Source organism: Streptomyces sp. NPDC058086 (assembly GCF_042885015.1).
In the GTDB taxonomy this organism is placed as follows: Bacteria; Actinomycetota; Actinomycetes; order Streptomycetales; family Streptomycetaceae; genus Streptomyces.
Window position 1 is genome coordinate 19445 of sequence record NZ_JBHVST010000035.1, and the last position, 21129, is coordinate 40573.

23 protein-coding genes, 1 tRNA gene and 2 pseudogenes are annotated in these 21129 nt (G+C 67.3%); 15 read left to right on the forward strand and 11 right to left on the reverse strand.

Annotation, left to right across the window (positions count from 1 at the left end; genetic code table 11):
• Positions 1 to 108: 108 nt before the first annotated feature.
• A complete protein-coding gene (locus ACFVWD_RS26065; RefSeq protein WP_389599426.1) occupies positions 109 to 441 on the forward strand; it encodes an SCO0607 family lipoprotein in 333 nt (110 codons plus the stop codon).
• Between the two features lie 34 nt (positions 442 to 475).
• Here ACFVWD_RS26065 and ACFVWD_RS26070 read toward each other — a convergent pair whose 3' ends face one another.
• Positions 476 to 802: a hypothetical protein gene (locus tag ACFVWD_RS26070; RefSeq protein ID WP_389599427.1), complete on the reverse strand. Its 327-nt coding sequence runs from the start codon at positions 800 to 802 to the stop codon at positions 476 to 478.
• Positions 803 to 982: 180 nt separating this feature from the next.
• Between ACFVWD_RS26070 and ACFVWD_RS26075 the strand changes: the two genes are divergently transcribed.
• The 7 genes from ACFVWD_RS26075 (at position 983) to ACFVWD_RS26105 (ending at position 6883) form a co-directional block, all read left to right on the forward strand.
• Complete coding sequence (locus tag ACFVWD_RS26075; RefSeq protein ID WP_180362196.1) at positions 983 to 1207, forward strand: hypothetical protein; 225 nt, start codon at positions 983 to 985, stop codon at positions 1205 to 1207.
• 162 nt (positions 1208 to 1369) lie between these two features.
• Entirely contained in the window at positions 1370 to 1642 is a 273-nt protein-coding gene (locus ACFVWD_RS26080) for a hypothetical protein (protein ID WP_384912671.1), read from the forward strand.
• A gap of 434 nt (positions 1643 to 2076) precedes the next feature.
• Positions 2077 to 2844 carry an NPP1 family protein gene (locus ACFVWD_RS26085; protein ID WP_389599429.1) on the forward strand — a complete coding sequence of 256 codons (768 nt, stop codon included), beginning with the start codon at positions 2077 to 2079 and terminating at the stop codon, positions 2842 to 2844.
• A gap of 195 nt (positions 2845 to 3039) precedes the next feature.
• Complete coding sequence (locus tag ACFVWD_RS26090; protein ID WP_389599528.1) at positions 3040 to 4506, forward strand: hypothetical protein; 1467 nt, start codon at positions 3040 to 3042, stop codon at positions 4504 to 4506.
• Between the two features lie 136 nt (positions 4507 to 4642).
• Positions 4643 to 4716 (forward strand) — tRNA-Pro (locus ACFVWD_RS26095).
• A gap of 287 nt (positions 4717 to 5003) precedes the next feature.
• Complete coding sequence (locus ACFVWD_RS26100; RefSeq protein WP_389599431.1) at positions 5004 to 6359, forward strand: NAD(P)/FAD-dependent oxidoreductase; 1356 nt, start codon at positions 5004 to 5006, stop codon at positions 6357 to 6359.
• Between the two features lie 179 nt (positions 6360 to 6538).
• Positions 6539 to 6883, forward strand: a complete 345-nt coding sequence (locus ACFVWD_RS26105) for a hypothetical protein (protein ID WP_389599432.1) — start codon at positions 6539 to 6541, stop codon at positions 6881 to 6883.
• Between the two features lie 83 nt (positions 6884 to 6966).
• Here ACFVWD_RS26105 and ACFVWD_RS26110 read toward each other — a convergent pair whose 3' ends face one another.
• On the reverse strand, positions 6967 to 7566 hold the full coding sequence (locus tag ACFVWD_RS26110) for a hypothetical protein (RefSeq protein ID WP_389599434.1): 600 nt from the start codon (positions 7564 to 7566) through the stop codon (positions 6967 to 6969).
• Between the two features lie 402 nt (positions 7567 to 7968).
• Between ACFVWD_RS26110 and ACFVWD_RS26115 the strand changes: the two genes are divergently transcribed.
• Positions 7969 to 8904, forward strand: a complete 936-nt coding sequence (locus ACFVWD_RS26115; protein WP_389599436.1) for an RNA polymerase sigma-70 factor — start codon at positions 7969 to 7971, stop codon at positions 8902 to 8904.
• An 18-nt stretch (positions 8905 to 8922) separates the two neighbouring features.
• On the opposite strand, the gene ACFVWD_RS26120 is transcribed toward ACFVWD_RS26115, so the two are convergent.
• Complete coding sequence (locus tag ACFVWD_RS26120) at positions 8923 to 9675, reverse strand: RNA polymerase subunit sigma (protein ID WP_389599437.1); 753 nt, start codon at positions 9673 to 9675, stop codon at positions 8923 to 8925.
• 311 nt (positions 9676 to 9986) lie between these two features.
• Here ACFVWD_RS26120 and ACFVWD_RS26125 point away from each other — a divergent pair, with 311 nt between their 5' ends.
• From ACFVWD_RS26125 to ACFVWD_RS26135, 3 genes and pseudogenes are all read left to right on the forward strand, one after another.
• Positions 9987 to 11612, forward strand: a complete 1626-nt coding sequence (locus ACFVWD_RS26125) for a cytochrome bc complex cytochrome b subunit (protein WP_389599530.1) — start codon at positions 9987 to 9989, stop codon at positions 11610 to 11612.
• A gap of 89 nt (positions 11613 to 11701) precedes the next feature.
• Positions 11702 to 12465 (forward strand): annotated as a pseudogene (locus ACFVWD_RS26130) (alpha/beta hydrolase); the annotation flags it as partial.
• A gap of 61 nt (positions 12466 to 12526) precedes the next feature.
• Positions 12527 to 12730: a hypothetical protein gene (locus tag ACFVWD_RS26135; protein WP_389599540.1), complete on the forward strand. Its 204-nt coding sequence runs from the start codon at positions 12527 to 12529 to the stop codon at positions 12728 to 12730.
• Positions 12731 to 12806: 76 nt separating this feature from the next.
• Here the strand turns inward: ACFVWD_RS26135 and ACFVWD_RS26140 are convergent.
• Positions 12807 to 12995: pseudogene (locus ACFVWD_RS26140) on the reverse strand (hypothetical protein); the annotation flags it as partial.
• Between the two features lie 221 nt (positions 12996 to 13216).
• Between ACFVWD_RS26140 and ACFVWD_RS26145 the strand changes: the two are divergent.
• On the forward strand, positions 13217 to 13468 hold the full coding sequence (locus tag ACFVWD_RS26145; RefSeq protein WP_389599439.1) for a sigma factor: 252 nt from the start codon (positions 13217 to 13219) through the stop codon (positions 13466 to 13468).
• 204 nt (positions 13469 to 13672) lie between these two features.
• Here ACFVWD_RS26145 and ACFVWD_RS26150 read toward each other — a convergent pair whose 3' ends face one another.
• The 6 genes from ACFVWD_RS26150 to ACFVWD_RS26175 all read right to left on the reverse strand — a co-directional run bounded on the left by ACFVWD_RS26150 (position 13673) and on the right by ACFVWD_RS26175 (position 18943).
• Entirely contained in the window at positions 13673 to 13843 is a 171-nt protein-coding gene (locus tag ACFVWD_RS26150) for a hypothetical protein (protein WP_389599441.1), read from the reverse strand.
• Entirely contained in the window at positions 13840 to 14343 is a 504-nt protein-coding gene (locus ACFVWD_RS26155; RefSeq protein WP_389599443.1) for a YceI family protein, read from the reverse strand. Before ACFVWD_RS26155 ends, ACFVWD_RS26150 begins: the two co-directional genes overlap by 4 nt.
• 127 nt (positions 14344 to 14470) lie before the next feature.
• Positions 14471 to 15217, reverse strand: a complete 747-nt coding sequence (locus ACFVWD_RS26160; protein WP_389599445.1) for an SDR family oxidoreductase — start codon at positions 15215 to 15217, stop codon at positions 14471 to 14473.
• A 185-nt stretch (positions 15218 to 15402) separates the two neighbouring features.
• The gene (locus tag ACFVWD_RS26165; RefSeq protein ID WP_389599532.1) at positions 15403 to 17103 is read right to left on the reverse strand and encodes an FAD-dependent oxidoreductase; all 1701 of its coding nucleotides are present in this window, start codon (positions 17101 to 17103) and stop codon (positions 15403 to 15405) included.
• Between the two features lie 259 nt (positions 17104 to 17362).
• The gene (locus tag ACFVWD_RS26170; RefSeq protein ID WP_389599447.1) at positions 17363 to 17860 is read right to left on the reverse strand and encodes an Ohr family peroxiredoxin; all 498 of its coding nucleotides are present in this window, start codon (positions 17858 to 17860) and stop codon (positions 17363 to 17365) included.
• 186 nt (positions 17861 to 18046) lie between these two features.
• Entirely contained in the window at positions 18047 to 18943 is an 897-nt protein-coding gene (locus tag ACFVWD_RS26175; RefSeq protein ID WP_389599534.1) for an RNA polymerase sigma-70 factor, read from the reverse strand.
• A gap of 875 nt (positions 18944 to 19818) precedes the next feature.
• On the opposite strand from ACFVWD_RS26175, the gene ACFVWD_RS26180 reads away from it, so the two are divergent.
• Together ACFVWD_RS26180 and ACFVWD_RS26185 are read left to right on the forward strand one after the other, a co-directional pair.
• Entirely contained in the window at positions 19819 to 20190 is a 372-nt protein-coding gene (locus ACFVWD_RS26180) for a cupin domain-containing protein (protein ID WP_389599535.1), read from the forward strand.
• A gap of 224 nt (positions 20191 to 20414) precedes the next feature.
• Positions 20415 to 20810 (forward strand): DUF5134 domain-containing protein, encoded by a 396-nt coding sequence (locus ACFVWD_RS26185; protein WP_389599449.1) that lies wholly within the window; start codon positions 20415 to 20417, stop codon positions 20808 to 20810.
• 162 nt (positions 20811 to 20972) lie between these two features.
• Here ACFVWD_RS26185 and ACFVWD_RS26190 read toward each other — a convergent pair whose 3' ends face one another.
• Positions 20973 to 21128, reverse strand: coding sequence for a hypothetical protein (locus ACFVWD_RS26190; protein ID WP_389599451.1), 156 nt, complete (start codon positions 21126 to 21128; stop codon positions 20973 to 20975).
• Position 21129 lies beyond the last annotated feature (1 nt).

Below are 21129 nucleotides of genomic sequence, written 5' to 3' on the forward strand. Positions count from 1 at the left end.
GGAATCGGGTAGGACGGCCCACTGCATCCGAGTACGCGTACTCATGATCGATTTCCTTGCCTCGCGCAGGCTGGTCCCACAAGCCGTCCAAAGGGAGCCATCGTGCGTATGACAAGCCGCGTTCACCGCCCGTCGTCCGTGATCAGCAGTGGCCCGGCGCGGTCCGCCCTGGGCCTCGCGCTGGCCTGCGTGACCCTCGCGATGCTGACCGGCTGCTCCGCCGAGGACGCGAGTTGCGGTGGTGGTGAGTACCCGGTCATGGCGGTGGGCAGCACCGGCAGCACCTGCGTGTCCAACGGTGACGAGCCGCCGAAGGGGTACGTCCGCTATCCCGAAGGGAAAGTCCCCCAGCACGTCGGCGACAAGTGGGACACCTACTGGAGCACCCACACCATCGACGAGAACGGCAAGACCATCAAGGCTCCCGACGCCGGGGTGTGACCACCGGCTGCTCGGCGACGCCGGGCCGTTTCGGTCAGGACTTGGCCGTCCGGCGGTGCATGGGCGGTCGATCAATGACCTCGATGTACATGATCCGGCCGTCCACGACGTCCAGGATCAGCATGCCTTTCGAGGGCATGAGCGGTACACACCGATGGCCCGGGCCGAACGGCTGCCCCTGCCGATGTTCTGCCGTGCGGATGCTCTGGCAGAAGTCGTCACCGCAGTCGCACTCACCCACCAGGCGGACATCCCGCACGCAGATGGCCAGGTCCCGTTCCCCCTCCTCCTCCAGGAGGGTGGCCAGTTCGGCGACGAGGTCCGGGAAGACATCGCGAACGAGGGGGTGCTCCTGCTCCATGCGGGGAGGGTAGCCGCAGCGGTCAACCGGGCGCCGATCGGGGCCGTCCATCGCCGGACGTCACACGAGTGGCGGGTGGCCGTGCGCTGGAAATCGAACACGTGCTTGAATTCGGGTATGACGTACCCACACTTCCAGGGCCGGGATGCAGGCCGGGACCGGAGAGGCGAGGCTGGATCCATGTCCGAACCGTTGCCTGTCATCGTGGCCCCGCCGAGTGACACCGGTGGCCGCCGAGTCCGAGTGCACGGCGAGAACCTCGGGTTGGCCTACAACCTGGAGGACCTGTCCGAATTCCTGCGACGCGCGGGTCTTGACGTGGACCCCGTGACCGCGGCGGTGTCCCCCCTCATCGACTGGCGCGGTGTCGGCCCGGAGTACTGGGGGCCCGAGACCCGCAGATGAGGGCGCCCCTGTGGCCGCCCCGTGTGGCCGTTCCGTGTGGCCGCCCCGCGCGGACGGCCACACGTGCAGCCGTCGTACGTACGTCCGTCCGTCCGACGGTGCTGAGTGGTGCCGTCGATCGTGCGTCTTGTCGTGCCGATCGGTGACCGGTACAACGGGAGCGTGACCGACCCATTCGCGCCACCCCCCGAGGCGGGGTCCGCAATCGCTACGTCGGAGGGGCGGCGGTGGACCAAGGAGTCGGCCGGGGGCTTCTTCGCGGCCATCGCCGCCTTCGTGGTCGTGCAGGCGCTGGTCTTCGAACCCGTCAGCCGGTTGCTCCCCGACTACGCGCACCGTGTCACCGCTCTGGCGGGGATCCTGGCCGCGACGCTCGCCTACCCACTCGCCACCCGGTGGCTCAAACGCCTGCCCTCGTCGGCTCCGCCGAAGTGACGTCCGGGGCGTAGCCGTACCCTCGGGGCGCCATTGAGGAAGACCCGCCGGGCGGGGTGAAGACCCGCTGGGCGGGGTCGCTCACCGGGCCCAGGTCCCGTGCGGCAATCGCCGTGCGGTCGTCGCGCTGCCGTCGGTTAGCCTCGCCGTGCTCGCCGTGCTCGCCGTGCTCGCCGCACTCGCCGCACTCGCCGCACTCGCGAGACACCGCTTCCTCGCGCGCCCCTGCGCCGTGCGCCCTGTGCCCCGCGCCCCGGCGGCGGGGCGGGGCGCCGCCGCCAACTCCGCCTCCTTGTCAGTTGGTTGGCCTTTCATCACTCAGACACCCCCTGACGCTTGCGTTGTCGACGAGAGGGGGAATGGTGATCTGGGCATGCCAATCCGGCCGGGTGTGCCCGACCCACCCCCACATCGCGGTCGATCAGGAGGACGCAGTGCAGAGAAGCTCGCGCATCCGCAAGGTCTCGCTCATCCTCGGCAGTGCGGTCGCCCTGGTCGTCGCCTTCCCCGGCAGCGCCCTCGCCGCCCCGCCCCAGGCCCTGCCCGCCAACGCGGACGGACTGGAGCGGACGTTCCAGCCGGCCTTCGACTACGACACGGACGGCTGCTACCCCACCCCCGCCATCGGTCCCGACGGGACGATCAACCCCGGCCTCAATCCGTCCGGCGCCCTCAACGGCCAGTGCCACGACGCCTCGGACCTCGACAACACCAACGGCTACTCGCGCGAGAAGTGCAACAACGGCTGGTGCGCCATCATGTACGGCCTCTACTTCGAGAAGGACCAGGCCGTGCTCGGCAGCGGCCTCGGCGGGCACCGCAACGACTGGGAACACGTCGTGGTGTGGGTGCAGAACAACGAGGCCCAGTACGTCTCCACCTCCGCCCACGGCAACTTCAACATCTACGGCCGTGACCAGATCCGTTGGGACGGGACCCACCCCAAGGTCGTCTATCACAAGGACGGTCTGAGCACCCACTGCTTCCGCCCCGCGAACTCGAACGACGAACCGCCGGAGAACCACTACCACGCCTGGCAGTTCCCCGACCTGGTCGGCTGGAACGGCTACCCCGCCGGTCTGCGCGACAAGCTGAGCGCCTACGACTTCGGCAGTGCCGTCTTCGGCCTCAAGGACGGCAACTTCAACTACCACCTGGCGAAGGCGAAGCCGGCCGGTATCCCGTTCGACCCCAATGCATGATGCCTCGTCAATTGACGTGACACTCGGGTGAGTTGGTGAGGCTATTGGCCACTCTCGACGCGTGATCGTGGCGTACATCACCCTGGAGGGGGTGGAAACGTGAAGCAGGGCTCGACGTCTTCATGGCATGCTCACATCTAGTTACTCGCTGGTAATTCCATGCCACCCCCACCCCCCTCAGGACTGATCTTGCGCATCCGCAAGCGGCCCTTGCGCGCCCTCGTGCCCGCGCTCGCCGCCTCCGCCCTCTTCCTCGCCGCCGGCTGCTCCGCAGACCCCGGCCAGAGCTCCGCCGCCGAACGGACCCCGGACTCCGGCACATCCGCGACCGCGAACAGCGACCAACCGCTCGCCGTCGCCGCCGCCGCGGCGGCCACCTCGACCGCCGTCGCGCGCCCCGGTACGGCCGGCGGGAAGGCCCGCAAGACCTCGCTCAAGGTGAAGTCGTACGACAAGCACACCCGACGAGCCGTCATATCCACGGTCGGCAAGGGCACTTCGTCGCCGTCCCAGACCGGGACCCCGACCCCCACGGGCACCGCGACGCCGGGCCGCACCGCCGTCGGCGACGTCATCGCCAGTGCCCCCGCGCCCGGCGCCCCGGACGGACTCCTCGCCAAGGTCACCAAGGTGATCGGTGAGACGGCCGACGGCACCGAGGTCCAGACCGCGCCGACGACCCTGGACACGCTGCTGGGCGACGACGACGCGAAGGGCACCGTCCCGGTCGACCCGGCCTCCTTCGACGTCGAGCGGCTGCTGCCCGACGTGAAGGTCTCCTGGGCGAAGACGGGAGACATCCACTCCGGCCCCGAGGGGACGAAGGTCCCGCTCGGCAGCCTGCGGGTCGATGTCGCGACGAAGGTCGCCACGGCCGAGGGGGCACCGGCCTCGGCGGCCGCATCCGTCTCCGGCTTCGTCCAGGTCAAGCCCGAGGTGGACTTCTCCTACGGAGGCGGCAGCTCCACCGCGTCCACCGCGTCCACCGCCTCCACCGGTTCCTCCGGCTCCGCCGCTTCCGGACCGGGGGCGGCCTACCTCGGCGTCTCCGGCGACTGGACCTCGCAGTGGGCGCTCAAGGGGCGCGCTGCCGCCTCCGCCAAGCCCGTCCGGCTGCCGTTCGCGAAGCTGCACGCCGATCCCGTCCTCCAGGTCGGCCCCATTCCCGTCGTCGTGAACCTTGACCTGACCTGCTACTTCGAGATCAGCGGCGACGGCAACGTCACCGTCGACGTCGAACAGGACCTCAAGGGCGACTTCAAGGCGGGCGGCACCTTCGGCACGGCGGCGGGCTGGACACCGGTCAACGAGTCCCACATGGACAGCTCTCCGGTCCGTACGTCCGTCACGACCGCCGGAAGCGTGAAGGGGGCCCTCGGTGCACAGGCCACTGTCGGCCTGTACGGCACCGTGGGCGTCACCGCCGACCTGGCCCCCTACCTGCGCGGTGAGGCCGCGGGCACGGTCACCGCGACCACCCCGGTCGGCTCCGAGGCCAAGTCCGACGTCGCGGCGAGTGGTTCCTGGGCCCTCTACGGCGGCCTCGACCTGAGCGGCACCCTCCAGATCCAGCTGGCCATCTTCGGCACCCCCGTCATCCAGCACGCCATCCCCCTGGGCACACTGCACCGGGAGTGGAAGCTCGCCGACGGCAAGATGTAGGTCCGGCGAACGCGGCTCGCGCCGCGCCGTGACCAGCGCCCCCGCAGCCGCCGTACCTTCACGTGTGCGGGGGCGCCCCCTCACGTGCGGTAGGGTTTACCTGCACGATCACGCGGAACATCGCGGGTGAACGCACCGGGACGTGGCGCAGCTTGGTAGCGCACTTGACTGGGGGTCAAGGGGTCGCAGGTTCAAATCCTGTCGTCCCGACGGTGCGAAGGGTCTTCGCAGGCGAGAGTCTGCGGGGGCCCTTTTCGCGTGGAACTTTCCGGCTCCGGGGTTGAGCATGGGTAGCGGAGCCTGTCGACAGCGAGGCCCGTCCCGGCAAGGGACCCGCCGAGGACGCTGTGTCGCCTCAGGTGCGACCCTTCGGCGGACGGCCGGCACGCCCGTTTCGTCCTCGAATCAGATCCACGCGGGCTTTTCGCCACCGGCGTCTGTCACACGAGCCTGCCCCGCCCTGTCTATGTGGTGTCGACCAACAGGCAGAGGGAATCATGCGTGAGATTGTGATCATCGGTGGCGGCTACGCAGGCTTCTACACGGCATGGGGCCTGGAGAAGAGGTTGCGTGCGGGTGAGGCGCGGGTGACGGTTGTCGATCCCCGTCCCTACATGACCTATCAGCCCTTTCTGCCGGAGGTGGCGGCCGGATCGGTCGAAGCGCGTCATGCCGCAGTGTCATTGCGGCGGCATCTGCGCCACACCCGGCTGATCGCGGGGAGTGCGATCGAGATCCGTGACGCAGCCCGGAGGGTCGTCGTGCGACCGGTGAACGGAGTCGACCACGAACTGAGTTACGACATCCTCGTCGTCACCGCCGGCGCCGTGACCCGCACCTTCCCCATCCCCGGGATTGCACAGCAGGCGATCGGCCTGAAGCACGTGGAGGAGGCGGTGGCCATCCGTGATCGCCTCATCTCGGCATTCGATCAAGCAGCGTCACTGCAGCCCGGCGACGAGCGACGGAGGCTGCTCACCGTCACGTTCGTGGGCGGCGGGTTCTCCGGCGTCGAAGGCTTCGGTGAACTGCTGTCCCTGGCGACCGCGATGCTCAGGTCATATCCGGAGCTGAGCATGGACGACCTGTCCTTCCACCTGGTCGAGGCTCGCGGCCGCATCCTCCCCGAGGTGGGCGACAAGCCCGGCGCTTGGGTGGTGCGCTCCTTGGAAGGCCGTGGCGCGCACGTCCACCTGAACACACAACTCCTCTCCGCCACAGACGGGCACGTCGTGCTCTCCAACGGAGAGGAGTTCGACTCGGCGCTGATCGTCTGGGCTGCGGGCAACGCCTCGAACCCCATCGTGCACAACCACACCGATCTCCCGGTCGACGAGCGGGGCCTGCTCGTGGTCCGGCCCGACCTTCGAGTCGGCACCGACAGCGAGCCTGTGCCGGATGTGTGGGCGGCCGGTGACGACGCGGCCGTTCCCGATCTGGCTTCGCCCGTGCCGGAGGCTCGCACGGTACCGAACGCCCAGCATGCCGTGCGGCAGGGCAGGCTCCTTGCCAAGAACATCGCGGCCGACCTGCACGGGGGAAAAATCCGAAACTACCGCCACAGCAGTCTCGGAGTAGTGGCGACACTGGGGCTGGGGCAGGGCGTCTTCCAGTACAAGAGCTTTGTCATCAAGGGACTTCCGGCCTGGCTGATGCACCGGGGCTATCACGTCCTCGCCGTGCCTTCCTGGGAGCGCAAGATCCGGGTTCTCACGGTCTGGCTCACCGCTGCCGTGTTCGGCCGTGATCTTGTCTCTCTCGCCTCCGTGCAGCACCCCCGGGACGCGTTCGTCACGAGCGCGAATCCGGAGCGTTCCGGCGAGAGCCGGGCGAGTGACAACGCGGCTGCATGAGCGACGACAGGCCGGCGGCTTCACCGAACGCCGTCGGCTCCCGACGGCGGATGTCACAGACGGACGAGCTGTCCCGTCCATGGGAGGGGCCGCCGCCACAGAGGACCAGATCATCCGGGCTACCTGCCCGACTCGGTATCGCGGTGACTGGTCCTCTCAACCCTCTCTGGAGGTACACCATGGACGCGAGCAAGGAGGCCGTACGCGGCCTGAACGACATCGAAGACTTCCTGTACCGGGAGGCGCATCTCGAAGCGGCACATCGCCGCGTGGCGGATTTCACCGCGCGGACGGCGGGGCTGACCGATGGGCAGAAGCGGGATATCGAGCGGTGGTATCTCGAAGAGCAGAACTACGTTGCCGGCATGGTGACTGATCACATCGCCGCTCGCATCAGTGTGGTGGAAGGGCAACACCACCTCCGCTTCGGCCGATGGCTGCGGGGAACGCTGACAGCGATGGTCCTGATCACCGCGGCAATGATCACGGTGTGCGTCGCCGTGATCTTGGGGACGCCGGGCTGACCCACCGTGTGCTCAACTTGCTCGGCATGCGACACGACTCGACCAGCCACCGTCACCCTGCGCTCTGACCCGCGGGACACCGCTCAGGAACGCGGAGCGCGGTAGAGGCCTCGGCCGGTTCGCTGGACGCGGTGCGTGCCGACAAGGCGGTCGAGTGTGCTGCGGACCGCGTTGATGCTCCCGCTGTCGGCGTCACGGCCGAGAGCCGCGGCGACATCGCGGGCCCGCACGTCGCGGTCGCCGACTTCGGCGAAGTACTCCATGATCTGTTCGGTGAGCTTGCCGTACTGCTTCGGCCCCTCCGTGTCCGTGCCGGTATCGGCGGAAACGGGACGTTCCGCGGTCTTGCCGCTCCCGGCCTTCCGAGCTGTGGGTGCTGCGGAGGGGGTTGCGGCGTCCGCGGATTCGGGGGAGGCGGCGGCCGCCCGCGGGGCGGCCAGGGGCGCGGCCTGACCGTGCTCCGCGACCGCGGATCCGGTCGACCCCGCCGACGCTGCGGCAGCCGGGGAACGCAACAGCGACTCAAAGGCGCTGAGGGTCCGCCGCACCGAGCCGAGATGCGCCACGACCGCGGCCAACTCCCTTTCCAGCGCCTCCTTCTGAAGCTCCAGGCGGCCCAGTTCCGCTTGAAGGCCCTCAGCGGTGATCTCGATGTTGTGCGCCGCGTGGGTTACGGAGACCATGTGTTCCTCTCATCCTCAACCTTCGACATCATAGGCAGGCCCACAGGGCAAGCTCATCAGGCGTGTCCTGCCTTCCGCCGCACTGCGGCCGCGCTCTTCCCGTGGGAGTGATTCCAGTTCGTGGGCTTGATCACACGGTTGTGTCATGGGCCGCGAAAACACCGTGTGACCGCCCGAGACCAGCTCCTCCGGCATGAGCCGGCCGGTAATTCTCTGCCCATTCCTGTCACAGGGACGGGCTCACCCCGGTCTAAGAAGGAGATGTGATTGGAGCAGTCGTGACCTTCAGCGACCACATGACCCGCGGCGTCCGAACAAGCGGTGGAGCCGAGAGAGACCACGCGACAGCCACGTGGCCCCGAGGCTCGACAGCCGCAATCGGAGGAACGGAGACCGAGGATCATGCATGACGAGCCGTCCCCCACGGCAAGTGACCTTGACGAGGCTGTTTCGGTCTTTGTGCAGCACAGGGCACGTCTCTTCGGTATCGCCTACCGCGTACTCGGCAGCGCGGCCGAGGCGGAGGACGTGGTCCAGGAAGTGTGGCTGCGTTGGCAGAGGACCGAGCGCTCCGTGGTGGTCAGCCCGGTGGCCTTCCTGTCGAGCACCGCGACCCGACTGGCGATCAACGTCGCGCAATCGGCACGTGTGCGGCGGGAAACCTACATCGGACCGTGGCTGCCGGAGCCCATCGACACGAGCTCGGACCCGGAGGTGGGCGCGCAGCGCGCCGAGGCACTGGAACTGGCTTTGCTGCTGGTGTTGGAGAAGCTGAGCCCCACCGAGCGTGCCGCATACGTTCTGCGCGAGGCGTTCGACTACAGCTATCCCGAGATCGCTCACATGCTTCAGCTCAGCCTCGTCAATGCACGGAAGATCGTGAGCCGTGCTCGCAGGCATCTGTCGGACGAGCAGCGCGAGAGCGTGGACACGGTCGAGCACCGACGCCTTCTGAACGCCTTCGTCTCAGCGGCTCGAACGGGGGACGTGGCGTCACTGGAAGCCCTGCTCACCCCAGATGCCGTCAGTCTGTCGGACGGCAACGGTGTCCGGGGCGCCGCTCGTATTCCTGTGCTGGGCCGTACCCGCGTGGCCAATCTGTCGACCGCGTATCCGCGGTTCTGGGGGAGTGTGGACGTCGAGTTCGTCGCTGCCAACGGCCGTATGGGCGCGATGATCTACCGAGATGGCGAGCCCTCCACGTTCATGACCATAGCGGCCGAGAGGGAGGGCATCTACAGGGTGATGTGGGTGTTCAACCCGAAAAAGATCGCCGCGTACCTCAATTCACGGTCCCGCTCCACAACTGCCCTCAGGCCTGCGCCGGGTGGCGTGTGAGTGCGACAACCGCATGGCTCAAGGTTGGTTCCAGGAGCGTAGTTTGTCGGGGTTGAGGATGACCCACACCTGTATGACACGGTGGTCGGTGACGTCGAGGCTGATGACCGCGGCGACCTGACGGCCGTAACGGGCGACCAGACCGGTACGACCGTTGACGGACTGAGCCGTCAAAGCAGTACGCGGCCGGCGGGCCAGCAACGTCAGCAGACTGTGCGCCACCTGCCGGCTCCCCTGCACCGGCCTGCTCAACGCCCGCACCTTGCCCCCGCCGTCGAAGAACGCCGTGACGTCCTGACACAACAGCGACAACAAATGCCCGGCATCCCCGCCCAGGCAGGCCCGACCCACCGCGCGAACCAGGGCATCGTGCTCCCACGGCGCCACGGGATCCGAACGTCGCACCCGAAGACTGGCACGGGCCCGCTCGTCCGGCGACAGGCAACCCGGCGCATCCAGCGGAGCCCGGCTCACCTCCACTCCCACTCCCGCCTCAACCCCCTCGGGCCTCGCCTCGAAAGTGGTCGCACCAGACCGCTCGACCAGAGCGAGCCGGGTCAGGCAACTCCTGCCCGCACTCCGCGTAAGCCAGGACCGAGGCCGCGCGATCTCCCGGCGCGCCGCACCCGACAACCCGTACCACCGGCGGTAGACCTCATCGACCACACACTCCGCCTCATCGGCACTGCCCAACATCCAGCGAGCCACATCCAGCAGATACCGACGCTCGTCCAGCAACTCCACGATCGACACCACGTCAGCCTCGTCCATACGGCACCCTCCTCCCACACAGCCCCAGCCAAGCGAGCAACGATCCAGGCGACGTTCAGGAGGGCTTCAGCGACCGGCTGAGTCCTCGCGCGCGACACACTCCTTTCGTCGTCTCGACTCATTCCGATTGACCAGGCACACACGGGTCTTGTGACATGGCGCCCCTGCGGATCACGACCTGCGGTGACGCGCTGAACTCGGCGGCGTGTCACACACGCGCCGGTTGTCCGGTCTTATGTGACGGCGTCCGGTACCTCATCGACGAGGCCAAGGCCATCTGTGCGGACAGTTCAAGGAATGGTGGTGGGGGTGTGGGTGGCGCGAGTCAGGAAAACGAAGTACGACCACGGCATAAAGGCGAGCGGACAGCGGAATGGGCTGATGGGCGGCTGGGCCTCTACAGCCTGGTGAGGGCGAAGGCGCGAAGAGCGTTTCCGGACCACTGGTCGTTCATGCTGGGAGAGATCAGCCTCTACAGCTTCGTCATCATCATCGTCACTGGTGTATATCTGACGCTGTTCTTCCATCCGTCCATGAACGCGGTGGAGTACAACGGCAGCTACTCACCGCTGCGCGGTCAGATGGTGTCGGAGGCGTTCGATTCGACGATGCGCATCTCCTTCGATGTCCGTGGCGGCCTCCTGATTCGGCAGGCCCACCACTGGGCCGCGCTGGTCTTTGTCGCCGCCATGCTCGTCCACATGATGCGCGTGTTCTTCACAGGGGCCTTCCGTAAGCCTCGTGAACTCAACTGGATCTTCGGATTCCTGCTGTTGATCCTCGGGATGTTCGGTGGTCTGACGGGGTACGACCTTCCGGACGACCTGTTGTCAGGGACCGGACTCGCGGTCGTGAACGGAACGATCCTTTCCATCCCGATCGTCGGAACCTACCTTTCCCTGTTCCTCTTCGGAGGCGAGTTCCCGGGGGAGGATCTGGTGGCGCGCTTCAACACGATCCACGTTCTGCTCATACCCGCCCTCGTGGTGGGACTGCTTGCCGCTCACCTGATCCTGGCCCTCCACCACAGGCACACGCAGTATCCAGGTCCGGGGCGGAGCAACAAGAACGTCGTGGGTCTGCCGCTCAAGGTGCGTGCCGTGAAGTCCGCAGGATTCTTCTTCGTGGTCGCCGGCGTCATCTTCGCCATCGCAGCGGTCGCGCAGATCAACCCCGTCTGGCGGTACGGCCCCTACCGGGCCGACCAGGTTTCGGCCGGATCGCAGCCCGACTGGTACATGGGCGTTGCGGACGGACTGCTGAGGGTCATGCCCGGCTGGGAAATCACCTTCTGGGGCCACACCCTGGCTCTGGACAACCTGATCCCGCTGTCGGCGGGCGTTGGTCTCTTCCTCGCCATGGGCGTGTACCCGTTCGTCGAGGCCTGGGTGACCGGTGACGGCCGCGAGCAGCACCTTCTCGACAGACCGCGCAACCGCCCGGTGCGCACGGCACTTGGTGTCTCGTGGATCAGTTTCTATCTGGTGGCTTTGATCGGCGCCGCGAACGACATTATCGCCATCCGCTTCCATGTCTCGGTCGAATCAGTGACGTGGGCCGTGCGCGTCAGCCTTTTCATCGTGCCTCCCACGGTCTATGGCCTAACGAAGCGGTGGGCACTCGGCCTGCAGCGGCAAGACCGGGAGGAAGTGCTGCACGGCCGCGAGACCGGCATCATCAAGCGCTTGCCGAACGGCGCATTCATTGAAGTGCACGAGCCGCTCGGCCAAGACCGACTCCACGTTCTCACACAGCACCAGCAATACCAGGCGATCGGTCCCGATTCCGCGGCCAACGGGGAGGGCCCGGACGGCGGATTCCGCTTTGCGCGCCGCCTGCGTGCCGTGCTCAGCCGGAACTTCTACGGCGAGGGCACGCAGATCACCAAGCCGACCGGGCGTGAGTACCAGGAGATCACCAGCAGATACCGGCGCTGATGTGCGTACAGGTGTTGTCGTGGCCTCGCATCGCGACGAATACCACCGTGTGTGTCACAACCACGAAAGGTGTCTTGTCGTACAGGTGAAAGCAGGCAATGGACGAGAAGTGGATCACGGTGACTGCCGAGGTCGGCGATGTGCGGGTACGCATCGTCAAGCCCGTCGGCAGCCAGGGCACGCTGCCGGTCGTCCTCTACGTGCACGGCGGCGGTTGGGTCATCGGCGATGCAGGCACGCACGACCGCCTGGTGCGCGAGCCGGCCGTCGGGGCGAATGCCGCTGTGGTGTTCGTCGAGTACGACCGTTCGTCCGAGGCCCGGTACCCGGTCGCCATCGAGCAGGCGTACGCGACCGCTCGCTGGATCACCGCGAAGGTGCGGAGGAAGGTCTGGACGCCTCCCGTCCGGCCGTCGCGGGTGATTCCGTCGGTGGCAACATGACCGCGGCGCTGACCCTCATGGCCAAGCAGCGCGGTGACGTGACCTTCGTGCACCAGTCGCTGTACTACCCGGTCACGGACGCGGCCCAGGACACCGAGAGCTACCGGGAATTCGCGAATGGGCCCCGCTTCACGGCCAAGGCGATGGCCTGGTTCTGGGACTGCTGCACCACCGACCCCGTCCAGCGGGCGGAGGTCACCGCCTCGCCGCTGCGGGCGAGCCTGGAGGAGCTGCGGGGGCTGCCGCCCGCGCTCGTCATCGTCGACGAGAACGACGTGCTGCGGGACGAGGGTGAGGCGTATGCCCGCAAGCTGACCCAGGCCGGCGTTCCCACCACGAGTATCCGCATCAACGGCACCCTGCACGACTTCATGATGCTCAACCCCCTCCGGCCCGCGCGGTCCGAGTCCCGGTCTGAGCTGGAACGGCGTCGTCAAGAAGCTCGAGCGGGACGGCTGTCCCGTGGTGGCCGTGGCCAATCCGCTGCGTGGACTGAGCGGCGACGCCGCACACCTCAAGGACGGCGCCGACAACGTCAAGCCGCGGGCACAGAGGTTCATGGCCGAGCGAGCCAAGGCGCACACGGTGGAGGCCCGGGCCTCGCACGCCGTGAGCGTGTCCCGTCCCGACGACGTCGCCGACGTCATCGAGAAGACGGCACGGGCGGTCCGCTGACCGGCGTACCCATGGGCGGGGCGGACACCTGTGCCGCCCGACCTTCGCGGTCAGCGGCAACCGGACCTCGGCCCTGAGGCGCCTCGCCTCCGGCGTCCGCGAGCAGGCTCAAAGTGGCCAGGCCCACGAGGAACCGATCAGGCGCATCGCCGCTTTGCAGCCCGAACGCCGTGCGGAGGGCGCCGCGTTGAGGCTCGGGAAGACTGTCGACGTAGGCCGGCAAGGGCGCGCAGAGCTGATGGAGGCCCGCGTAGGAGAGCTCCATCGGCCAAGAGGTCGTCAAGGGTTCGGCACTCGTTTCGCCGCCCTGGCAATCTGGCCCTTGAACCGCTGCTTGCCATGCAGCCTCCCACTGTCAGGTACCCCCGAGCGGCGTGCCAGTCGATACGCGTCCGGATCGCTGCGGCCATGGGGGAGACCGAAACGAACCGGACCCATCGTGGTTCGCTTTCAAGACGACCGAAGCCACGCAGCGGAGGAGCCATCGTGAACACGCATCTGGTCGAAGCCGAGCGAGGTCGCGGGACGGCGGGCACGACAGCCACGTCGACGATGGGACTACAGGACGAGGCGACGTCGGTATTCATCCGTGCAGAGCCCGGACTGCTCAAGATCGCGTACCAGATACTCGGAAACGCGAGCGACGCCGAAGACGTCATCCAGGAGACATGGCTGCGGTGGCAGGGCACGGACCGCACGGTCGTGCTGCGCCCGTTGGCGCTGCTCAGGAACACATGAGCGTCGCCCATACGAGGCAGCAGGTGTCACGGGCCCATCGGCGTCTCGCCGGCAGCCGCCGCAGGCAGCCGGTGGACTCGGTCGCGTACCGGCGGCTCGTTCGGGCGTGCTGCGCGGCAGCCCGGTCCGGCGACCTCGGGCACTTGGAAAGGGTCCTGGCCACGGACGGCGGTCAGCCGTTGCCGTGCAGCGCGGCTCGGCAGCTCACGTAGGGGGATCCTGATACAGAGCGGTGGAGACGGCCTTCATCCGCTCCTTGAGAATCGCGAGTTCTTGGCGCAGCTCGTTGACACGAGTCTCCAGCTCTGTGGCTTCCGCGGCCAGCGACACGACAGCGGCCGCGATGTCGGTTCGGTTCTCGGTGGTGTGAGTCATCGGGTGTCCCTCTGCGGCTCTGGGCGGTGTCTGCCTGCTCCAGTCGGACAGCGGAGCCGTGGAGAGTCAGCTGCACCTTGTCGCTGATCAGGACCCCGCCTCCGGCCAGTGCCGTGCTCCGGTCCAGTCCCCAGTCGGAACGTCGCAACGGGGCGGAACTGGTCGTCGTCGGCGTCGCGGACTTCGGTGGAGCGGAAGCTCATGAGGGGGAAGGACGCCGAGTCGAGGAAATCCGGGCCGGTGACGTGGGCGTCCCGCTCCGGAGATCCCGTCTCGAGACTGCCGGCCTGGACGCTGAGGTAGGCCTCGGACCGGGTGGGACGGCGCCCATCGAGCTTGAGGAGCCCCTCGAAGGCAGTGAATTTGGCCCGCACGTCGGTAATCATGGCGTGCCGGACGGAGAAACCGATCGTGCTGTGGACCGGGGCGATGGTGTAGAGACCGGTCGGCTTTTCGTGGTGCGTGAGATCGGGAGCGGTGATTTCCCCGCGACTCAACATGGCGAGTCGGCTCCTTCATGTATGAGTCTCGGACCGGGGTTGATTCCGGCATACTGCGACCCGGCAATGGAATCCAGCCGGAGAAAAGAGATGGCCCCCGCCTGCTGACAGGGGCCACCTGCGGGACTTACTGCTGCTGTGCGAGCCAGTCCGTGAAATGGGTTTCGGCGATGTGCGCGTCAGGGCCCGGCAGAAGCGTGGTCTCCTTCAGCTCGACACCCCAGTACGTCGCGTGCGCGTCGGTGACCACCGCGCGGGGGTCGTTCTTGGCGGCGAGCCCTGTGCGGATGAACTCGTCGAGCTGGAACGCGTCAGGGCCCGCGACCTCCACCACGCCGTTGACCGGAGTGCCGACGGCGGTGCGGCCGACGGCAGCGGCCACGTCGCCGGAGTAGATGGGCTGGATCTTGCCGGGGGCAAGACGCACGGTGTCGCCGTCGGTGGCCGCGTCGGCGATCCCCTTCGCGAACTCGAAGAACTGGGTGGCGTGGACGATGGAGTAGGGGGTGCCGGACGCCTTGATCAGCTCCTCCTGGGCCTGCTTGGCGCGGAAGTAGCCGCTGTCCTGGAGACGCTCGGTGCCGACCACGGACAGCGCCACGTGGTGCTGTACGCCGGCGTCGGCCTCCGCCTTCAGGAGGTTGGTCGTGGAGGTGCGGAAGAAGTCCATGACGGCCTCGTCCTCGAAGGAGGGGGAGTTGGACACGTCGACGACGACCGAGGCGCCCTCCAAAACCTCGGCCAGACCCTCGCCCGTCAGGGTGTTGACACCGGTGTTGGGCGCGGCCGCGACCGCGTCGTGCCCGTGCTCGTCGAGTTTGCCGACCAGCTGCGAGCCGATGAGCCCGGTTCCACCGATCACTACGACCTTCATGACGGATCCTCTCGGAAGTTTCCCTGGTACGGCTCACACCCTGTGATGAGCTGCTCACCGGCACCCGAACAAATTTCGTCTGCACCAGAAGAGACAGGGCAGTGGCTCTGTTTGTGACAGCTGGTTCGGCGGAATCGAGAAGATTCCTCCCATCGGCCCTCAGCGGCCTGATGGGACGTGGCAGGTCATTCGGCAAGCTTTCCGTCGGTCGAGACCTCCTCCATCAGCGTGGAAATCTCGTCCGGAATGGCCGGAATGCTTTCGCGAGTGATGCCCGTTGTCGGGGACCACACGAGATTGACCTGCAGGGCGGGATCCAGTTCGGGGTAGTCGCTGCGGTTGTGACAGCCACGCGTCTCACGACGTTCCAGCGCCGCCTCGAGAGTGGCCCGGGCCGCCAGGGCGGCGGATTTGAGATCAAAGGTGTGCGCGAGGTCCTGATAGCCGGCGATGTCCGGGTGGACGCCGATGTCGTCCATCCTCTTCTCGATCGCCGAGAGCTCCGCCAGCCCCGCGCGCAGGCCCTCTTCGTCGCGTACGACTCCTGCGTGCTCGGTCATGGTGTTGCGGATGGCGCGCTGCAGAGCACGGACGTTCTCCGGCCCGTCGGCGGCGAGAAGGTCGTCGATCTCCGCGCGGGCCTCCGCGATGGCGGACGCCGACCGCGTCTGCGCGGTCAGCGACTGAGAGTAGGCGGCCGCCGCCCGGCCTGTGACGCGGCCGAAGACCAGCAGCTCGATGAGACTGTTCCCGCCGAGGCGGTTGGCGCCGTGCAGCCCGCTCGACGCCTCACCGATGGCGTACAGGCCACGCACATCGGTGCTGTGGTCCTCGGGACGCACCCATACCCCGCCCATCGAGTAGTGCGCGGTGGGTGCGATCTCGATCGGTTCGCGGGTGATGTCCAGCATCTGTAGATCCAGAAGCGTCTGGTAGACCCGGGGCAGCCGCGTCATGATCGTCTGCCGTGGCAGGTGAGAGACGTCGAGCCACACGCCTCCCTTGGGCGTGCCGCGCCCTTCCTTGATCTCCGTGTAGGAGGCCAGCGCCACGCGGTCGCGAGTGGACAGCTCCATCCGGACGGGGTCGTAACGGTTCATGAACCGTTCCCCGAGCGCGTTGCGCAGGATCCCGCCCTCACCCCGGGCAGCTTCGCTGACCAGGGTTCCGGCCGCGTTCTCCGGCTCGATGATCCCTGAAGGATGGAACTGCACCAGCTCGGCGTCGCGCAGGCGGGCCCCGGCCTCCACCGCCAGGCGGAAGGAGTCGCCCGTGTTCTCGTCACGCCGCGAGGAGGTACGCCGCCAGATACGCGTGTGGCCGCCCGCGGCAAGAATGACCGCGTCCGCGTGGATCAGGTAGCGCTTCCCGTTCGTGAGGTCGAACCCGTAGGCGCCGAAGACAGCGCCGTCGTGTACCAGGAGCCGGGTGATGTAGACGCCGTCGAGCACCGGAATGTCGAGCTGGTCCGCCCGCCTGATCAGCGTGCGCTGGATCTCCAGACCGGTGTAGTCACCGGCGAAGGCGGTCCGCCGGAACTTGTGCGCGCCGAAGAAGCGCTGGGAGATCCGGCCGTCCTCTTCCCGGGCGAAGGCCATGCCGTAGCGGTCCAGGTCGTCGATGCCTCGGGCGGCGCCCTGGGTGACGATCTCGACGGTGCGGGGGTCGGCCAGCAGATAGCTCTCCTTGAGAGTGTCGGCGGCGTGCTGCTGCCAGCTGTCCTCGGGATCCATGGTGGCCAGGGCCGCATTGATTCCCCCGGCGGCGAGCGCGGTATGGGCGTCCTCCTTGGGACGCTTGCCGACCGCCAGGACGTCGACGCCGGCCTCGGCCAGTTCGATCGCCGCTCGCAGCCCGGCTCCTCCGGTGCCGATCACCAGCACCATGGTGGCAAGACGTTGTTCGGTGATACCCACGGTTTACTCCGATCGCCAAGGTTGTCATTCACTAGGACCGGGCCGTCGAGGTATCTGTGACACGCGAAGATGACGTACGTCATTGCGGAGCCCACCGTCTGATCGTTCAGCCGCCACCGCAGCGTTCGCACAAGAAGGACATCGCCCTCTTCGGTGTTCGCAAAGAAGAGGCCGCCGACGTCGACCTGTGGTTTCCCTCCTGAGTCGCTCCACGCGGGCCGGCTCCAGGCTAGGAAGCCAGTGTGATGGTGGTCGGCGTTCCCTGCCGTGCCATCCTCGCGTAGGGGCACAGCGAATCCGCCTTCTCGAGAACTGGAGCGGCGACCTCGGGATCGACGTCCGGCCATGTGACCACCAGGTCGACATGCAGCACGTAGCCGCCGTCTTCCGGATCGCGCCCGAACGCCACGGTCGTCTCGACGGAGATCGGGGTGGGGTCGAGCGCGGCCTGTCGTGCCACGAGACCGATGGCGCCATGGAAGCAGGCCGCGAAGCCGGCGGCGAACAACTGCTCGGGATTCGTTCCTTGGCCGTCTCCGCCCAGTTCGGCAGGCATGCGCAGGTCGAGATCCAGGACTCCGTCGTCCGAGCGGGCCCTCCCGGAGGCTCGGCCATGAGCCACTGTCCCACCGCTCACCGTCACCGTCGTGGTGTAGATGGGCGCGAAGGAATCGCCCTCGAAGTCCTTGTCGGTGGACAGACCGGTCAACCGGAACTGGTCGTTCACCGCGCGACTCCGTCAGTGCTCCAGGGCACGGACGGGCGGGGAGAAACAACTGCGGCAAGCGTCATGTCTGTGATCCACCTTCGCGTCTCAGAGAATCCGAGATTCCGGACAACGAGTTGACCGACAAGCGACTCCTCTTGTGACGCCGGCGGGCAGCCCCGGCGCAGCACCGATCGCCGAGCTGCCTCAGCTGTCCAGCGAGGCCACGTAGGGTGCCAGTTTCGCCGGATTCAGGACCCACATGATGCGTTCGATGCCGCGCTCCGACACATCGACGCACAGCAGAGCCACGCTGTTTCCATCGGCCGAGACAAGGACGGCCGGCCTGCCGTTGGCCTCCACCCAGCGAACGTCCGTCCGAGGCCAGAAGCGAGGGGCGAAGGCGGCGAGATACCTGGAGACATGAGAGCGTCCTACGACCGGAATCCTGGATGCTCCGCGCATCCCTCCGCCGTCGCTGTAGCTGACCACGTCCTCGGTAAGAACGTCTTCGAGGACCGACAGGTTGCCGGTCTGCGCTGCGGTGAGGAACACCTCCAGCAGCCGCCGGTGAGCGGCAGGACTCACAGGCTCCCTGCGTTCCGCCGCCAGACGTTTCCGGGCACGGCTCACCAACTGGCGCGTATTGGCTTCGCTCGTCTCCAACATGTCCGCGATCCGCCTGTACGGGTAGTCGAAGGCTTCCCGCAGAACGTAGGCAGCCCGTTCCACAGGGTTCAATCTCTCCATGAGGTGAAGAACCGCCAGGTCGAGGGCCTCCGCTCGTTCCGCACCCAACTGCGGATCCACGCGTGTGTCGACCGGCTCCGGCAGCCACGGCCCGATGTACGCCTCACGTCGCTTCGGTGCCGACTGGGCCAGGTTGATCGCCAGACGGGAAGTGACCGTGGCCAGAAACGCGGTCGGCTCCACGATGTCGGCACGGTTGGTGTTCTGCCAGCGCAGCCACGCATCCTGGACGATGTCCTCGGCTTCCACGACACTCCCCAGCACGCGGTAGGCGATACCGAAGAGGTGGGGACGCGCCGCCATGAATTCCCTCGTTGCCTGGTCGAGAGAGTCTGCGTCATCCCCGGCGCGCATAGGTGTCCTCCAGAAGTGCAGCACCATGCTACAAGCTGCCGGAGCGGTGCGCGCTTCCTCTGGACGATCTTGAGGGTGGGGGAGGGGAGGGTGCCGACTGCGGACACGGGCGTGTCTCCGGTGCCGGCCGGCGAGAGGTGTGCGGGGCAGATGCCGGGCATCATGCGGAGGGGCGCACCGCCGGGCGAGCCACTCGGCGAAGGTTCCATGCCCCAGGTGGGCGTTCGAGTCCGGCAGCAGCGTCCGCTCCCCGAGCTCCGTCGCGAGGGAGCGTGCGCATGGGCGATCACCTCACGCATGTCTCCCCGCGCAGCCAGCAGCTTCGCGGTCAGCTCGTGTAGGTGGTACTCCTCCGGGCCGGCGACCTCGAGCACGCCGAACAGCGGTACTCCCACGGCGACATGAGCGAGCGCGGCGGCGACGTCGTCCGTCGACACAGGTCGCATCAGCACGGGCGCAACACGCACGCTCTCGCCGTACGTCGCCGATCGCGACATGTCCTCCACCGACTCGAAGAACGGTGTGGCCCGCACGATGGAGAAGGGGGTCGGCGAGGCCCTCCCCGGTCGTGACAGCGACTCACAACACCTGGGACAGCGTTGGTGCCGATGTTGTGACACCGCTCAGCGACCTCCGTCCGCCGAGCGGGCCTTCTGAGGGTCGGATACGGGCTCTCATGTCACAGATCCACCGTGCGTCTGGTCATCAGTGGGAAACGGCCATGGGACCTGGATGCGCGAACACGCGTCGGGCCGACGGTATGCCGATCCCATGGCGTGATGGATGCATGGAGGTGCAACACAGTGTCGAACCAGGACTCAGTGCACGGGACCGGCCGGCAGACACGGTCGGAGGGGTGGAAGACGGCGGTGACGATGCTCCAGGACGCCGCACCGATCTCCATCCCGGAGGGTGCCTCGGCGATGACCATTCACGTCGAGTGGGAGCCCGGAGACCCGGGAACTCCGCCGCACCGTCACTCGGGGCCGGCGTTCGGGTACGTCATCGAGGGCGCGGTCCGTTTCGAGCTCGAGGGCGAGCCCGAGCGTGTGGTCGAGGCCGGCGGGACGTTCTGGGAACCGGGTGGTGACGCGATCCATTACCAGGACGGCAACGCGCTGGCCGATGCGCGGACCCGGTTCGTCGTGACCATGATGTGCGCGCCGGGCAAGCCCATGCTCGAACTGGTCGATGAGGAGGAACTGGAGAAACGGGCCCACCTGCGGGCCCCGCGACCCGCCGACTGACCTGCCGCCTGCTCGCACAGGCCGGTTTGGAACGGAGCCCGTGCGCTCCTTGGGAGGGCGCGATCCGGCATGAGCGCCACTGATGTCGTGTGCTGCATGCTGACAGCGCTGTTCGCGGCCGGGGCCGTCCACGCGCTGAGGTGTGGCCTCCTTTCGCGGAGTTCCGGATGGCGCAGCCGAGGCGACCACGTTCTGTACACCGTCATGGCCCTGGCCAGGCGGTGATGCCGTGGAACGGGGGCGGCATGCTGCCGGAGGCGCAGACGACCTTCTTCGCAGCCGCCGCGCTGTGGTTCCCGCTGACCGCCGTCAGCCGTCACCGGCAGTTCGAACTGACTGATGTGGCACGGAGGTTGCCGTACGCGGCCGGCATGGCCGCAATGGCTTGGATGACGAACCTCGGTCACTCCACGGGGTCGATGGCCGGGGACGTGGTCACCGGATTACTCGCGCTGTACCTCCTCGCGTGCGCGCTGCGGTCGTTGACCCGGGACATCCCCATGCTGCGCAGAGCTTCGGGCACCGCGGACAGCACCACCGATATCAGGGCGCCTTACACCCACTTCTGGCACGGATCGATGGCCCTGGGCATGGTCATCATGCTGCTCATGCACCACTGACGGCGGTGTGACCGTCTGACAGCAACGTGTGCCACGGCGGGCACTCCGAACGGGGCAGCGATGTGTCTCGACGGAAGGGGCGGGCTGACTCCGATCAGCCCGCCCCTGTTCGTGTTGGACAGGATTGGTCACGGGACCGGGACCACCCACGACGACTTCCGGTTACTCGACGAAGTAGGAGTCGTGTTTGTCGAAGAACTTGGCACGCTCTTCATCGGTGGCATGGGCCATCTGCGACACCTCGTCCCTACCGGCTTCGCCGACATCGGGTGCGGTGTTCACACTCTCTTGGAGGCGCGGCAGGAGCCGTTCCGCCACG

Excerpts from the sequence above, each read along its gene's own strand:
- ACFVWD_RS26065 (WP_389599426.1), top strand. The coding sequence starts at position 109 with ATGACAAGCCGCGTTCACCGCCCGTCGTCCGTGATCAGCAGTGGCCCG.
- ACFVWD_RS26070 (WP_389599427.1), bottom strand. The coding sequence starts at position 802 with ATGGAGCAGGAGCACCCCCTCGTTCGCGATGTCTTCCCGGACCTCGTC.
- ACFVWD_RS26075 (WP_180362196.1), top strand. The coding sequence starts at position 983 with ATGTCCGAACCGTTGCCTGTCATCGTGGCCCCGCCGAGTGACACCGGT.
- ACFVWD_RS26100 (WP_389599431.1), top strand. The coding sequence starts at position 5,004 with ATGCGTGAGATTGTGATCATCGGTGGCGGCTACGCAGGCTTCTACACG.
- ACFVWD_RS26105 (WP_389599432.1), top strand. The coding sequence starts at position 6,539 with ATGGACGCGAGCAAGGAGGCCGTACGCGGCCTGAACGACATCGAAGAC.
- ACFVWD_RS26110 (WP_389599434.1), bottom strand. The coding sequence starts at position 7,566 with ATGGTCTCCGTAACCCACGCGGCGCACAACATCGAGATCACCGCTGAG.
- ACFVWD_RS26115 (WP_389599436.1), top strand. The coding sequence starts at position 7,969 with ATGCATGACGAGCCGTCCCCCACGGCAAGTGACCTTGACGAGGCTGTT.
- ACFVWD_RS26120 (WP_389599437.1), bottom strand. The coding sequence starts at position 9,675 with ATGGACGAGGCTGACGTGGTGTCGATCGTGGAGTTGCTGGACGAGCGT.
- ACFVWD_RS26150 (WP_389599441.1), bottom strand. The coding sequence starts at position 13,843 with ATGACTCACACCACCGAGAACCGAACCGACATCGCGGCCGCTGTCGTG.
- ACFVWD_RS26155 (WP_389599443.1), bottom strand. The coding sequence starts at position 14,343 with ATGTTGAGTCGCGGGGAAATCACCGCTCCCGATCTCACGCACCACGAA.
- ACFVWD_RS26160 (WP_389599445.1), bottom strand. The coding sequence starts at position 15,217 with ATGAAGGTCGTAGTGATCGGTGGAACCGGGCTCATCGGCTCGCAGCTG.
- ACFVWD_RS26165 (WP_389599532.1), bottom strand. The coding sequence starts at position 17,103 with ATGGTGCTGGTGATCGGCACCGGAGGAGCCGGGCTGCGAGCGGCGATC.
- ACFVWD_RS26175 (WP_389599534.1), bottom strand. The coding sequence starts at position 18,943 with ATGCGCGCCGGGGATGACGCAGACTCTCTCGACCAGGCAACGAGGGAA.
- ACFVWD_RS26180 (WP_389599535.1), top strand. The coding sequence starts at position 19,819 with ATGCTCCAGGACGCCGCACCGATCTCCATCCCGGAGGGTGCCTCGGCG.
- ACFVWD_RS26185 (WP_389599449.1), top strand. The coding sequence starts at position 20,415 with ATGCCGTGGAACGGGGGCGGCATGCTGCCGGAGGCGCAGACGACCTTC.